The organism is Paenibacillus sp. FSL R7-0163, from assembly GCF_037969975.1.
GTDB lineage: Bacteria > Bacillota > Bacilli > Paenibacillales > Paenibacillaceae > Paenibacillus_AQ > Paenibacillus_AQ odorifer.
In genome coordinates, this window is sequence record NZ_CP150224.1 from 5,735,130 (window position 1) to 5,750,234 (window position 15,105).

The 15,105-nt window shown below is 44.2% G+C and carries 15 protein-coding genes; 2 read left to right on the forward strand and 13 right to left on the reverse strand.

The genetic code is table 11. From position 1 onward, the window contains the following. Positions 1–16: 16 nt before the first annotated feature. The 4 genes from NST45_RS25170 to NST45_RS25185 all read right to left on the reverse strand — a co-directional run bounded on the left by NST45_RS25170 (position 17) and on the right by NST45_RS25185 (position 5,069). On the reverse strand, positions 17–2,407 hold the full coding sequence (locus NST45_RS25170; protein WP_339824122.1) for an ABC transporter permease: 2,391 nt from the start codon (positions 2,405–2,407) through the stop codon (positions 17–19). A gap of 266 nt (positions 2,408–2,673) precedes the next feature. Beyond that, positions 2,674–4,248, reverse strand: a complete 1,575-nt coding sequence (locus NST45_RS25175; RefSeq protein WP_326046915.1) for a sigma-70 family RNA polymerase sigma factor — start codon at positions 4,246–4,248, stop codon at positions 2,674–2,676. Positions 4,249–4,333: 85 nt separating this feature from the next. Next, a complete protein-coding gene (locus NST45_RS25180; protein ID WP_076124622.1) occupies positions 4,334–4,663 on the reverse strand; it encodes a carboxymuconolactone decarboxylase family protein in 330 nt (109 codons plus the stop codon). Between the two features lies 1 nt (position 4,664). Beyond that, entirely contained in the window at positions 4,665–5,069 is a 405-nt protein-coding gene (locus NST45_RS25185; protein WP_076185657.1) for a tautomerase family protein, read from the reverse strand. A gap of 110 nt (positions 5,070–5,179) precedes the next feature. Here NST45_RS25185 and NST45_RS25190 point away from each other — a divergent pair, with 110 nt between their 5' ends. After that, positions 5,180–6,085, forward strand: a complete 906-nt coding sequence (locus NST45_RS25190; protein ID WP_339824126.1) for a LysR family transcriptional regulator — start codon at positions 5,180–5,182, stop codon at positions 6,083–6,085. 61 nt (positions 6,086–6,146) lie between these two features. After that, positions 6,147–6,665 (forward strand): translation initiation factor IF-3, encoded by a 519-nt coding sequence (gene infC / locus NST45_RS25195; RefSeq protein ID WP_076101229.1) that lies wholly within the window; start codon positions 6,147–6,149, stop codon positions 6,663–6,665. A 533-nt stretch (positions 6,666–7,198) separates the two neighbouring features. Here infC and NST45_RS25200 read toward each other — a convergent pair. The 9 genes from NST45_RS25200 to NST45_RS25240 all read right to left on the reverse strand — a co-directional run bounded on the left by NST45_RS25200 (position 7,199) and on the right by NST45_RS25240 (position 14,951). Next, complete coding sequence (locus NST45_RS25200; protein WP_081386973.1) at positions 7,199–7,372, reverse strand: histidine phosphatase family protein; 174 nt, start codon at positions 7,370–7,372, stop codon at positions 7,199–7,201. Between the two features lie 18 nt (positions 7,373–7,390). Beyond that, complete coding sequence (locus NST45_RS25205; protein ID WP_036682756.1) at positions 7,391–7,993, reverse strand: response regulator transcription factor; 603 nt, start codon at positions 7,991–7,993, stop codon at positions 7,391–7,393. Beyond that, the gene (locus tag NST45_RS25210; protein WP_038568385.1) at positions 7,990–9,144 is read right to left on the reverse strand and encodes a sensor histidine kinase; all 1,155 of its coding nucleotides are present in this window, start codon (positions 9,142–9,144) and stop codon (positions 7,990–7,992) included. Before NST45_RS25210 ends, NST45_RS25205 begins: the two co-directional genes overlap by 4 nt. A gap of 4 nt (positions 9,145–9,148) precedes the next feature. Beyond that, the gene (locus NST45_RS25215) at positions 9,149–9,883 is read right to left on the reverse strand and encodes an ABC transporter permease (protein ID WP_036682760.1); all 735 of its coding nucleotides are present in this window, start codon (positions 9,881–9,883) and stop codon (positions 9,149–9,151) included. Positions 9,884–9,885: 2 nt separating this feature from the next. After that, positions 9,886–10,794 carry an ABC transporter ATP-binding protein gene (locus tag NST45_RS25220; RefSeq protein ID WP_339824129.1) on the reverse strand — a complete coding sequence of 303 codons (909 nt, stop codon included), beginning with the start codon at positions 10,792–10,794 and terminating at the stop codon, positions 9,886–9,888. A 195-nt stretch (positions 10,795–10,989) separates the two neighbouring features. Further along, positions 10,990–11,742 (reverse strand): oxygen-insensitive NADPH nitroreductase, encoded by a 753-nt coding sequence (gene nfsA, locus NST45_RS25225; protein ID WP_076101226.1) that lies wholly within the window; start codon positions 11,740–11,742, stop codon positions 10,990–10,992. A 31-nt stretch (positions 11,743–11,773) separates the two neighbouring features. Beyond that, entirely contained in the window at positions 11,774–14,236 is a 2,463-nt protein-coding gene (locus tag NST45_RS25230; protein WP_036682766.1) for a heavy metal translocating P-type ATPase, read from the reverse strand. Between the two features lie 113 nt (positions 14,237–14,349). Then, positions 14,350–14,550 (reverse strand): copper chaperone CopZ, encoded by a 201-nt coding sequence (gene copZ, locus NST45_RS25235; RefSeq protein ID WP_036682768.1) that lies wholly within the window; start codon positions 14,548–14,550, stop codon positions 14,350–14,352. A gap of 53 nt (positions 14,551–14,603) precedes the next feature. Then, positions 14,604–14,951 carry a metal-sensitive transcriptional regulator gene (locus NST45_RS25240; RefSeq protein ID WP_051491259.1) on the reverse strand — a complete coding sequence of 116 codons (348 nt, stop codon included), beginning with the start codon at positions 14,949–14,951 and terminating at the stop codon, positions 14,604–14,606. Positions 14,952–15,105: the final 154 nt, after the last annotated feature.

A 15,105-nucleotide genomic window follows, 5' to 3' on the forward strand; every position in this document is an offset into this window, starting at 1 on the left:
TAAACTTTCCGCATCGTTAATTTAATTGCTCTATAATGCTCTGCTTCGATATTGTTCGTCTAACAAACTGAACCATACCAGTCTGGACAAGTAAAATAACCAAGAAATACAGGAAAATAGCACTCCAAGGGAATTGGTATTGAATGTAGGAAAGCCCCCCCATATTCCCCGCACTCTTACTTATCATGTATCCCATTAGATTGCCCGTAACAAGAGCCATCGTAAAGCTTCCGACAACTAAAAATCCTGTTTCATAGGTTAACATAGCCATTAATTGTTTTCGGCCCATTCCTATGGCTTGCATAAGGCCTAGCTCCCCTTTTCTTGCAGAAATAGTGGTGATTATGGTGTTCAAGAGATTGATCATACTGAATACTGCTATAAAAACCATAAAACTATACACTGAAATAGTGATAGTTCTAAAAGCAATTCTATTGGATTCCACAACTTCGGAAAAAGACAATAATTTGAGTGTATCCTCATTGAGAATCATACCCTCTAACTCACTCTTTATTAACTCTTCATTCGCTTTATCCATAGTAATAACTTCGTAGCTCTTATTGCTATTAAAAGGGGCTGTAGTTTGCATTACTTTGGGTGGAAGATAAAATGAAGTTCCTGAATTCTTATCCGGAATATCTCCAATGATCTCAAAATCATGTTTGGCCTTCTCCTGATCATTAGCAATTATGAATGAAATATGATCACCGACAGCGTAATGAGCCCCGTAATAATCTAAGTCACTACTGGCGCTGTTCAAAAGAATGTAGGATGCATCCGATGAATCAACATCCGGGATCTTCCCCTCAGCCAAATGACTACTCCCTCTTTCGTTGTTTAACGTAGGGATATTCTCAATACTGACTATCGCGGCCCCGTCATCCGTTTTTATTCCTTCGATAGCAGCTTCAATATACTGATGTTCGATTACGTCCTCAACTTCATTTATAGCTAGGATTTTATTTTTTAAAGAAGTAGATAGTTGCCCTTCCGTCTGAAGATCACTTAATGAGGTTGTTTCAGAATACAAATCATTATTAATTTGAATATCAAACTGACCATGATTTGGAAAATATTTCTCTGCTTTTGAGATTGGGTCGACCGAGTTTAACAATGTCCCCAAGGAAACAAATAGCGTTCCGCTTAAAAAAAGAGACAGCAAAGTTAACACCGTCTTTTTCCTGCTTCTTGATAAGTTCAATGCAGCTAAAGAAAATGGTGTTAGTCTTTTAGAGTTTCTTTTCTCCTTTTTTGTATTAACATCGGCATCTACATGTCTAATCGCTGTTATAGGGGAGATTCTTGATGCGAATTTAGATGGTGCGTTTAATGAAGCTCTAACTGTTACTTTGGTGAGCAAACCTGCTAAAAAAGCAAGTGAAAAACTTGGAGCTGCATTCCAGTGAAAGCCACTTAAAATCCAGCTCATTAAACATCCAAAGATAACTCCAATAGGGATATATTTTCTTGAAAGATTTTTCCCTTCATATAGAACAAGCTGTTTTATCTGCTTTTTTGTTGCACCGATTGCTCTAAGTTGTCCGTATTGTTTAATTCGCTTAGTAATTGAAATATAAAAGATATTGTAGATGACAAGCCAACAAGCCAGTACGATAATCAGCATGATAGACAGGATGGTTATCACAGTGCTTCCTGACAGATTATTACTATCCACATTCACATTATTGATCTGAATATTTCTCTCAGGGATACCCATTCGCTGCCCTATTTCTTTGATTTTTGACTTCAGTTCCTCGTTAGAATAACTGCTGCTATTGTTGATGCTAATTGCCGCGGAGTAATCCTCTTTGGAAAGAAACGGATCCGCCTCAACGAACGCGCTTGATACCAGAGCATTGTAACCGATTCGATTCTCGTTACCTGATGCGGTTGTTTGCAGAATTCCAGTAATCACAAATTGGCTGGTTTGAAATTCTTTGCTGGCGTTGTTTCTAAATTGCAAAGAAATAGAATCGCCAAGCCCCAGGCTTCGATCATCGGATAACTGAAAGTCTTTTTCTATTGCAATTTCATTTTCTTTTGTAGGAAATTTCCCCAGAACGATATTGGCATTTGATAAATCCATCATGGCTGGATCCGTGTAGAGAATGGACAATAAACGTTCTTCTTTTTTCTCTCTGCCTATTTCCTTATAGAGTCCGATTTTATTAATTTCCTCTATTTCTTTCAATCGTGAGATTTCATTGTTATTGAGGTTATAGAATAAAGCTTGGAAATTCGACTCATTTTGTAGGTTAGTAAAAGAATTATAACCAAAGGTCATTACAACAGTTAATAAAAATGCAGCTAAAGCTATTACACTGCCTATAAAGTAATTTTTGGTTTTTTCCGCTTTTAAATTCGCTTTTGCAATTCTTATCATTACTGTTTTATTCTGTATGGACATTGATACATCATCCTCCTATCGTGTAACAAATATTCCTCCCTTTACATCAACAAGTGAATACTTTCACTATTTATTCTATAGATAATATTCTCCAACAAAGATCAATCACCCTTTAAATAGATGATATATACTATATTTACTATTCATATAATATATGGATACAACACAAAAAGACTTCCCCCTCTGGAGCGTTTGAGTATCTCCAAGTTAGTGGAAGTCTTTTCATGCTCAATATGCCTTGTGTAGCAAACATTTAGATTAATAAATTACGCCTCGGCACTTCTATCCTGAAGCGCACCGACCAACGGATTCCACCGCCAGCGCGGAGTCAATCCTTGCAGATGTACACCTCCAAACCACTCATCGCTGCCATTCTTCTGTACCCAGTCTTCGTTTCCAGTTATTACACTCTTACCTAGCTCTGTTAATACAAGCTCACAGTCTTTAAATTGCATTACTGAATCGTTATAAACAGGGAACTCATTGCATCCATGGGTTTGTAGCAAAGGGTACGTGCCTTGTACCAGCTTTCTTAGGATATGCCAATATTGCAAGTCGCCCATTCCCAAGATATGAAGCTTATCACCCACATTTTTGAACAGCTCATAGGGTGATTTTATTCCCTCATAGATCATCTCCAGCGTGAGTTGTTCTACGATACCAAGTCCGTTTGTAGTAGAGGGAAAGCGCGATAAATGCGCCTGAAAAGCGTCATGTGCAAAGGGCAAAGCCGATGTATCGGTAGTTAATCGTTGTTGCAGCAATTCTGGATTCGGTGATACATAGGCTTCCCAGAGTGCTTGACCTGCTTCTAGTTCTTTGGCTCCGATTAGCTTCCATGTGCCTGATAATGTTTCCATCTGCTCTATAGAAAGTTGTCCAAGTCCTCGAAATAACTTTATTCCCGGATACTCTCCAATGCATAGTAAGCTTAGCTTGGTGGTTAACATTTTCTGCTTCGAGAACCAATGGAGTAAATAACTGAGCATCGTCTGATCGAAAAGATCATGCTCGAACCATAACACCACTTCTTCATATTTATGAAAATCAGCTAAAATCTTCTCTTGCCTCTCACTATTTTCAATAAATTCCCTCTGCGGAATTCCCATCGTTTGTTCCAAATATTGCGCTCGAACTGCACGGTTATCTCCATCGGCAGGATCCAAAAATACGGGCCCATGCGAATATACCTCTCTCCACACCAGTACATCACCTTTAACGATTCCTTGCCGCAGCTTCTCTCCCACTACATCTCCATTTACAATGTGAAGCACATCTTTTCCCCCTTCGTACAAATGGTTGAATACGGAAAGAACATCTGCCACAGGCAATGCACCTTTCAGTTTGCGGCGGGCATCAAAAAGTCGCTTCTTCAATATCGAAACCGAAGTCCCCAGAAAGTCAGCAATCTCTTGTAGTGAGTAGCCTTGAAAATAATATAATTGAACGGCAATCCGCATATTGGACGTTAATGCAGCTATAGACTCGTGAACCAGCCGCTGGGTTTCCTTTTTTTCAATAATATCTGCTATAGAAAATGAAGATTCTGTCGCTTGCGCAGCTTCATCGTAGGGTAATGCAGGACGCTGCTTTCTTCGCAAGATGCGATAACATTGCCGCACCACAATAGCTTTAAACCAGCCCGGGAATGCCTCTACTGCTCGTAATTTATTCAAATGCAAAAAGGCTTCTGTGAAAGCTTCCTGCACAGCATCTTCCGCTAACTGATAGTCACGCAGCTTTTCGGACGCAACTGCAATTGCCATCGGTGTAAAGTGCCTAACAATCTGTTCAAAGGCTTGTCGGTCTCCTTGTTTAGCCTCTTCGATATACTGAAGCATTTTCTCCCCCACCCCCTTCTTCCGTATTATATACAAGTGCCAATGAAGTTCCTAAAGGTTACGGATGGGATTAAAAAGTCAGACGTTATTTATTTTTTCCTATTACATCCTTTGCAACCTCTAGAGCTGAAGAGGCTCGCGGCCAACCTACATAAAAAGAAAGGTGGGTGATGGCCTCCACGATTTCTTCAAGTTGTAAGCCGTTCTCTAAAGCCAAGTGCAGATGATAGGGGAGTTGTTCCGTCATGCCCCCCATCACCAAGGCAGAAATCGTAATCATGCTACGATCCCGAAGTGATAATTGCTCACGTCTCCATAAGTCCCCAAATAACACATTTTCCGAGTAGTCGACGAATGCCGGAGCGAACTCCCCTAACGATTCCCGTACATTTGTGACGATTTTCTGATGCGCCATATTACACCTCCCTAACCGGAGGTTGTAGCATTTGAGCAACACCGTTACCAAACGACCAATCTTCGAATTCCGTATCGACGAGCACAATGAATATATCTTCTTTTCTGATGTTTAGCGTCATCGATAATTCCTCGGCTAGCCTCGCGTAAAAGCTTTTCTTCTGTTCCGTTGATCTTCCGGATTTTAGCGTAACTTGGATATATATCAGTCCGTCGCTTCGTTCAATATTTAAATAATCTTTACTATAAAAAAATTCCCCCGCTTTATGCGCATGAAAAACCTGAAACATATCATCCTCCGGTACATGGAAATGCTGAATTAACGCGCTCATAATCGCTCTGCATATTCCTTCTAGCTGATGAATGTCGTATTGTTGCTCCAGATAACTGACTCTAATGAATGGCATTTTAATTCACTCCTTCTTTGGAATTCTTTTATTGTACTCTCAGTATTTTGATTTATATAATTGAATAAGATAATAATCTTAATCAATTATACCGATAGAGGTGACAATCGATGGATCTAAAAGAACTGATGGCTTTTAAGACCATTCTTCAAGAAGGCACTTTCTCACGCGCTGCAGAGAAGTTGAATTATGCACAGTCTACTATTACCAACCAAATTCAACGACTTGAAAAAGAACTGGGCATACAACTCTTTCACAGAGGCTGGGAAGTAGAACTGACAAGTGCTGGACAAGTTTTTGCAGCGGAAATCGATAACCTTATTCAACATTGGAACTATGTATCAGAACTCACCAAAGCTTTACAGCATGACGAAATTGGCACACTTCATATCGGAGGCATTGAATCCATGATGGAATCCGTCCTACCGAACGCCTTGCGAAAGTTTCAGGAGCAAAAACCAAAGATGGCATGTAACTTCATTCAGGGTAACACTGATTCCCTCTCACAACTTGTTCTACAAAGTGAACTGGATTTTGCCATCTGCGGTGAGCCGTCCGACCTGTTTTTCTTTTATTTCGAACCGCTCTATCACGAAAAGATCGCTTTTATAGTAGATGAAAATCATCCTTTAAGCGGACGAGACGAGATTTCATTTCGAGAAATTCTTGAATATCCAATTATAGCTGGAGGACGCACTTGCTTATATCACCTTCGGTTAGCTAAGCAATTTTCGAGATTCGAATCAAAGCCCACTTTATCCACCATAAGCCAAATTTCTGCTATTCCTCATTTTGTAAGAAAGAACCCTGGGGTAGGGGTAGTGCTTGATTCGACAGCTTTAATGACAGATATCGTAAAAATAGATGTTGAACTAAGCGAGCCGTTCATTCAAGTGGGTATATTGCAGCGGCGCAACCGAGAATATCTAGCAACATCATCTAAAAAACTAATCCTAAAAATCATAAAAGAAGAAATTGAGAGGATTAGTAACGCTAATCCTACGCTCCACATTTGAACCTCAAGCTAGTTCCATATATGATAGCTTTATCATCGTTATCAGGGGAGGATTCATAGAAGTGGCAGTATTAATCAATGAACAAATCAGAGCATCCGAAGTAGTCCTTACAGGACTTAGGGGTGAGAAGCTGGGTATCGTCTCCCGGGAAGAGGCGCTGGCCATGGCCAGATCAGCAGGTGCTGATCTGGTATGCACCTCGCTAATGAGCAGCCCACCGCCCTGCAGCCTAACTGCAAAAGGCAAAGCAAAAGCGGCCGCGCAGAAAGAAGCAGCCTCAGCACGCAAGGCCAGTGGGGGTTCAGCTGCAAAGGGCGGCAGCAAGGAGAAGGTCAAAGAACTCCGCTTTACTGCTCATATTGAAGAGCACGACTACGATACTAAGCTCCGTCAGGCTGATAAGCATCTCCGCTCCGGCAAGCCGGTGCAATTAGTCGTGAAGGCATCCGGCGCCAAAGAAGCGGCTGCCTCCAAGGCCGTATTGGAGCGACTAGTGACTGACTTGAAGGAAGTTGGAACGAAGGAAACGGGCATACAGACAGGCGGCAAAGGTTCACAGGTGAAATTAAATCCACGGTGAAGAGTGGAATTTCAGATAGAGTAGGCTCAAAACTAAAATGAGTCGACCATTTCATGAAAAGCTGCTGCTATCTGCCAATGTAGCTTTATTGCGAGCAGAATTCAGAATTGCGTTCGGACACCACAGCCCTTATTCGTAACTATTTCGCTGTTCCGGGATGCTAACGGACTTCAGAGACTTTATATCACTAAAATAGCACGATATTCCCTCCATTTATGGAAAATAAGATCTCTCGAGTCCACAACTTCCTCCAAAAGGCTTAAAATGTACAAATAGCTGCATCTAAGTCCGTTAGTACAATAGCAAGTGGAAATCAGGAACTGGGCAAGGGGCACGATTCTTATATGCAAACAAAAATGCCTTCGATGTCCCTAAAGAACGGTAAGCGCTTATGCGAGAAATAGAAGGATAATGTATCGTGCTGAACTTATACGTTCTTGTTGTATTTAAAAAAAAGGCCATCCTCTGCGGGATGGCCTTTCACTTCATAGACAATATCCTAGCTCGCTCTTAATCAGTCACCTTAAACATGATTACCCATTAATCCCCTTGGGCGATAGTTCATACCCCAATGGTGAAGCATATAATTCATCCAGACCGCTAGATGCCATGCGTTTTCCCAATGCCGCTGCTTCCTGATGCCCGAATTCCGTTAGATTATCTATGGAATAGTCCGGATCACCATGACGAATCAGAAATATTTGCATAACAATACCCTTCTCCCCTCAAATCCAGCCTTTTTCTTCCGCCAGCCGTACCGCCTCAATCCGGCTTTTCACTTCCAGCTTGTTGAGTATTTCAGAGATGTAATTGCGGACAGTGCCGTAAGACAGATGCAGCGAAAAGGCTATCTCGCTCGCGGTTTGCCCTTCTCCAGCCAGTTTTAAAATCTCTCGCTCCCGTGCTGTTAATGGATTCTCCTCCCGCAGACTGCCAAAGACTAACTCCGGAGATACCTCCCGATGTCCAGCCATGACACGACGAATAGATTCAGCTAGCTTATCTACAGGCTCGTCCTTCAACAAATACCCTTGAATACCAGCCTTTACTCCACGCTCAAAATATCCCGGACGGGCAAAGGTAGTCAAAATAATAATACGGGTCGGACAACCCTTACTCCGCAATATTTCTGCAACCTCCAGCCCGCTCTTGAACGGCATTTCAATGTCCATGAGACAGACATCCGGCTGAAGCTTGTCGATTAAAGCTAACGCCTCCGCCCCATCACAAGCTTCTCCGACTACTTCGATATCGTCTTCAAGATCCAGCAAAGAAGCCATCGCTCCCCGAAGCAGACGTTGATCCTCCGCTATAACAATGCTTATCATGCAGTCTCACCCCCTTGTGCATCTTTTACGATTAGCGGGATGGCAACGATCAGCTTAGCTCCCTGACCCTCAGCTGAGCTTAGCGACAGGGAGCCATCAATCAGGGATAGGCGCTCCGCCATCCCCTTCATGCCATTTCCATCGCTAAGCCCGCCGTTCCCTTTCTCCCCGTGCTGTAGGCCAATGCCGTTATCTTTAACGGTAATTCGCACTTCTCCAGCCAGCTTTGCCACTCCTATGAAGCATTTATCCGCTCTGCTATGCTTCACGATATTAGTCACCGCTTCTTTGATACAGAGGCTGAGGATATTTTGCGTCAGGTCGGATACCCCCTCCAGAGAGATATCCCCTTCCACTTCTAAGGCGATCTCTGCCGTCCGCAGCATCTCTCCAGCTTCAGCCAGTTCCTCTGCTACTGAGACCGCACGCATTTCCGACACTAGCTCACGCACTTGACGGAGCGCAGCCCGTGAAGTGCGCTGGATTTCCCGCGCTTCCTCTTGGGCTCGCTCCGTATTTTTCGTCACCAGCTTCTCTACGAGTTGGCTCTTTAACGTAATCAAGGACAAGGTATGGCCAAGGGTATCATGCAGGTCACGGGCGATTCGCATTCGTTCCTCACGCTTCACCAGCTCTTTAATTACCTCATTCGCTTGATCCAGCTCTTTCTCCAGCTTCTGATTCCGATTCATGGACCTCACTCCGAACGGACTAATCAACATAATAACAATAAACGGAGCTAAAAATATCACACTTCCCCACTCCATCCCACGACCCACTAAGACCAGCACCGAAAGGATCATGATCACAAAAGAAGTAAATGCAATTTTGAAACCTTTATTCTCCGTATAATATGCGATAAAATTTGCGGTGAAAAAGCCCATGTACAGATTATAGGGGGTATAGAACACACTAAGCACCACGATGATCAACATTTGAATAATTAACCAAACATTAAACACTCCACCCCGCACCCAATACAGCTGGCGATAGCTGAGGGCAAATACCGCTATCATAATCCCGCCCAGAATGAGCTTCATTCCAGTCTCCCCGCGCAAATTCAGGATGGGCAAAACCAGATAAACAGCCCATACAAAAGGGAAAAACCCCTGTTTTTGTGGAAATAACCGGAACTTCGCACGCTCAGCCATTCATTCACACCGCTTCCTGTTTTTTTCGAATATAGACCGATAGTAACATAAAAACTACCAAATATCCGAGCAAAATCAAGACATTACTCCACGTCGGAGCTGATCCACGAACGATCTCCCAGGCTCCATTCCCATAGTTATAGGAAGGCAACCAATGACCAATCCGCTGCATTAATCGTGGCAGAATCTCAATCGGCATCCACATGCCCCCTGCTACAGCAAGAGCCATATAAATCACGTTGCTGACTCCACTGGCTGTATCCACCCGTTTCATAGCACCTACAAGCGTACCAATCGCTAAAAATGGTAGAGAACCGATCAGGATCCACAGCCCGCTAAGCACCCATTGACCCGCGGATAAAGAGACGCCATTGATTAAATAGCCTGCGATAAAAATACAAATGACCGAAAACAGATGCATCATCGTCTGTCCGAACATTTTTCCGAAAAAATAGATCGAACCCGGCAGCGGTGTAATCCGAATAAAGGTGGTCCAGCCCTGTGTTCGCTCTTGCACCAACCGGATGCCAAGCGTCATAATGGCTGAGCCCATTACACTGAAGGTCGCCATAGACATTAAATAATGAGCACGCCACGTTAGGTCATCGCTACCTGTATTGACCACCCGGGTGAAGATGAAATAGAACATGATGGGCATGAGCAAAGACCAGAACACATAATAGGGATTACGGATGATCCGCAGCATTTCTGCTTTACACTGTACAGTAATTAGTCTCATGGTTAGACAGCCTCCTCTTGGTTCATGGTCAATTGTTCAAAAGCCTCATCCAAACGTCCCTGATCAATTCGAACATCCTTCACGGGAAGTCCAGCCACAAAAATCGCTTTAAGCGCCTCATCTGTATCCTCTGTGGTCACATGAATGCGGCCATCTTTTTCATAACAATCCTCTATAGCAGCTAGGTCTAGCAGGTTGCTGCGCAATTGCGAGCGATCACCCACAGGCAGGAAGGACACGGAACGCTTCACAATCCGCGATTTAATCTCATCTGGACTTCCGTCCGCAACTAAGTGGCCTTTACTGAATAACAGAATACGATCCGCGATATCTTCTGCTTCCTGCAAATAATGGGTCGTGAACACAATCGTTTTTCCTTGCTCCGCAAGTCCACGAACCGTTTCCCAGAACCGCCGCCGGGAAGTAATATCAAGTCCGACTGTAGGTTCATCGAAAAAGATCAGCTCCGGATTACCCGCGAGGGCTAGCGCAAAACCCAAACTACGCTTTTGACCGCCCGAGAGCTTCTCGGCGTATCTATTCAAATCGGCTGGCGCAAGTCCAGTAGCCTTAATTAGAAACTCCATATCCATAGACTTTGGATAATAGCTGCGGATCAGATCAATGATCTCCCGCACCTTTAGCCGATCCATTACACTTACTTCCTGCAGCATCGCTCCTGTCTTTTCTCGTACTGCTTTATCCTTCGGATGACGCCCGAACAACTCCACTGTACCCTCGGTAGGCTCTATTAGCCCCAGCAGCATGCCTAATGCCGTTGTTTTACCCGCTCCGTTCGGTCCCAGAATAGCTGTAATCGAACCTTTAGCAATGTTAAAGGTGATATTATCTACGGCCTTTTTATCCTTATATATTTTGCTGACTCCGTGCATTTCTATAATATTATCCATAACGTAATCCCTCCGCTTCCGAATGCGTTTGATCTATTTCAATCATATGGAAAAAGGAGACATGACATTAGTATGGACTGTCATTTCTTTAAGATGACAACTGTCACCTTCCTGGCTCCGAATAAAAAAGAGAGGCTGCCCTATCAGTAGAATGAACTACTAATAAGGCAGCCTCTTTAGGTGAAGAAAGTTTAGTTATCTTCGAAGGAATCCTTTTTCCAGCAGGAACTCCTTCATATGCAGCCGTGCTGGCTGTGCCAATCGCTCCGCCATAATGGCCGACCAAGGGGTGTCTTTGGCACCGTGGGTCCGCTCACGCATATAGTCTGAAGAGACTTTATCGTAAGTTTTGACCTGCTCCACAGTGGTTTCCGCATTGTAGCGATTACGATGCAGAACAGCCTCTAGTGGAAGCCGCGGACGCAGGCCCGAAGCTCCGTCAGGATAACCCACACACATCCCAAATATCGGGTAGACCAATTCAGGCAGTCCCAGCAATTCCGATACCTCAGCGATCCGGTTACGGATTCCACCGATATATACAATTCCAAGTCCTAGTGATTCCGCAGCCACTGCAGCATTCTGTGCAGCAAGCGCAACATCAACGGTAGCTACAATCAGGTTCTCAGCAGAATCTTCATAAGAAGTCTCTCCCTGCAAATGAGGTTTCGTCACCTCGCGCAGCCGATACAGATCAGCGCACCAGACCAAAAACACTGGGCATTGTTCTATATAAGCCTGATTGCCCGCTAATCCCGCAAGCTCCGTCTTTAGTGCCGGGTCAGTAACTGCAATAACACTATAGGCCTGAACATTGCTTGAGGTTGAAGCCATCTGAGCTGCTCCAATAATAGCGCTAAGCTGATCTTCACTTACTGGCTTATCCTGAAACTTGCGGACAGAGGCATGTTTCATTAACAGAGAAATTGTATCGTTATTTACTTGCACTGTGGCCACTCCCTAAATAGTGATGGTGATATTACAGCTTTACCCGCTGTAGCCGAAGTGCATTCAAGACAACAGACACGGAGCTAAATGCCATCGCAGCTCCTGCCAGCCATGGGGCTAGAAACCCAAGTGCAGCAATCGGTATTCCTATTGTATTGTAAGCAAGCGCCCAGAACAAATTTTGTTTAATATTTCTCATCGTTTTGCGGCTCATCATAATCGCATCAGGAATACTCTTCAAATCCCCGCGCATCAGCGTAATATCTGCTGCTTCCATAGCTACATCCGTTCCTGTCCCAATCGCCATACCCGTATCGGCAGTAGCCAGTGCCGGAGCATCGTTGATCCCATCCCCAACCATGGCAACCTTAGTCCCATTTTGCTGGAGCTTGCGAACCTCTTCAGCTTTGCCCTCTGGCAGAACCTCTGCTAACACTTTTTCGATCCCTGCCTGCTTCGCAATAGCCTCAGCTGTAATTTTATTGTCACCAGTGATCATAACGACTTCAATACCCATATCATGAAGCGCGGCTACAGCCGCTTTTGAGGTCGGTTTAATCGTATCAGCAACGGCCACAATTCCAGCGATTTCTCCCTCTACCGCTACTAGCATAGCTGTCTTTCCCGACTCCTCCAGCTTCTTCATAATTGGAGTCCATTCTGTGATATCGAGCTGATGATCTTCCATCATCCGCCGTGTGCCTACCATAACCTGCTGATCAGAGATAACCGCCATAATTCCACGTCCGGGCACATTATCAAACTGCTCAGCAGTAGGCAAAGCCAAACCTCTATCAGCGGCGCCAGCAACAATAGCCTCCGCAAGTGGATGCTCTGATAGCTTTTCGGCGGCTGCAGTTAAAGCTAACAAACGGTTTTCCGCGTTTTCTTTTCCATAAGCTGCAATTCCAGTTGTTGTCACAACATCAGTAAGCACGGGTTTACCATTCGTCACTGTACCTGTTTTATCTAGCACAACGGTCTGGATCCCTTGCGCTCCCTCTAAATGCTCCCCACCCTTGAAGAGGATTCCAAGCTCTGCTGCCCGGCCCGATCCTGCCATAATGGAGGTTGGCGTTGCCAGACCTAGCGCACATGGACAAGCGATTACGAGCACTGCAATGGCTTTTTCGAGGGCATCAGCGAACTGGCCAGGGGCTGCCCAGAAATACCAGATCAGAAACGTTATCACAGCAATACCCACAACAATCGGCACAAAAATCCCTGAGATTACATCGGCAATCCGTTGAATCGGAGCTTTGGAGCCTTGAGCTTCCTCCACTACTCGGATAATTTGAGCCAGCGCAGTGTCGCGACCCACTTTATTTGCTTTGATTCTCAAGATACCATTCTTATTCATAGTGGCACCGATCACGGTATCCCCTGGTTTTTTCTCCACAGGAATACTTTCTCCGGTCAACATCGACTCATCCACAGAAGAAGATCCCTCGACAACTTCGCCATCCACAGGCACCTTAGTACCGGGCTTCACCAATACAATATCGCCAGGAATGACTTCATCTGTCGGGATATTCATTTCTTGCCCATCCCGAATTACGAGGGCGGTTTTTGCCTGAAGCCCCATTAAGCTTTTGATTGCGTCAGAGGAACGGCCTTTCGCCAGCGCCTCAAACCATTTACCGACGAGGATAAGGGTAATGAGTACAGCACTCGTCTCATAATACATTTCTACAGTATGATTCATTCCCTTCATGCTTAAGGAATCAATGGTCAGATAAAGACTGTAGAAATAAGCTGCCGACGTCCCTAATACGACCAACACATCCATATTGGCACTCCGGTTACGAAGGGCTTTATAGGCACCGACGTAGAACTGCCAACCGATGATAAATTGCACAGGGGTAGCCAGAACAAGCTGGAACCAAGGATTCATAAATATATCCGGTGTTGGAATCCAGCCGGTGAAGGAGAAATGACCCGCCATCGCCCATAACAATGGGAACGAAAGAATTGCAGAAATGATCCATTTCCACTTTTTATGCTGAATTTCTTTTCCACGACGATCCACATGATCTTTGCGGTCTTCTTTAAGAGAAGCTTTATAGCCGATACTGCTTACCTTCTCCATGATCTCCCTTGGACTGATATTACCGGGTGTATATTCTACATGTGCTGTTTCCAGCGCCAAATTCACATTAACTGCTGCTATGCCCGGTGTACGGCTCAACACTTTTTCAATCCGTGAGGAACAAGCAGCACAGGTCATCCCCGATATATCAAAATCCGCAGATTCTTTAATAGTGTCATAACCAAGAGAACGGATTTTATCTTCAATTTGTGGCAACCCTGATACTGTCGGATCAAATCCAACAGTAGCCTGTTCCAAGGCTAGATTCACATTCGCACGAGATACGCCGTCCATCCGGGACAAACCTTTCTCAATCCGGGTTGCACAAGCGGAACAAGTCATCCCTGTAATCTGTACAGTTGCCTGCTGTTCGTTTGGTGAAGCTGTTGTTTTGGTTTTATCCATGATTTCCACGCCTCCACATACCCCTATAGGGTATGATAATTTCTAAAAGAAAAGGCATTGGAGCTTCGGGTTGCTTCCCCATATCACTCCAAGCCTTATTACTGTGCTTCAAACTAAACTACGTCATACCCTTGATCTTCAATCGCTTCTTTAATCGCGCCAAGGCTTACTTTGTTCTCATCATACTCGACGGAAACTTTCTTAGCAGCAAGATCAACTTTAGCTGTTGCTCCAAGATTGCCTACGGCTTTCTCTACGGAGTTAACACAGTGACCACAAGACATTCCTTCAACGTTTAATGTAGCGTTTGACATTAATATAACCTCCAATAAATGTTGTGAAGCTATGCTCTAGAAGCATTAGCTTATTATTTCATTAATTTGTTAACCGTAATTAGGAGCTCGTCGATAACCTCATGTTCGCCAGCTTCGATTCGCTCAACAATGCAACTTTTCATATGCCCTTCTAGCAGCAACTTACCGACACCATTTAACGCCGCCTGTACCGCTGCGAGCTGGTTGAGCACATCATCACAATAGGTATCCCGCTCAATCATACCCTTTACCCCGCGGATCTGGCCTTCAATCCGGTTGAGGCGCGTATTCAAGTTATTCTTGAATTCTGCCGAATGATGACTTTTTCGTTCTCCTGATGATGAAGAATGACAATTTATGTCGCAGGATTCTGCAGCTTGCTCCTTCTTGGCAGTAGACATAAGAATCAGCCTCCTTGGTTATAATATAATATACCCCCGTAGGGTATGTCAAGAGGCATTCCTAATTCATCCACAGATGATCTCCACCGGTAGTTTGTCCCTTTATTACCGCCGTATTCTTCTATGGTTGGCTATACATCTCTATTTTTCAAAA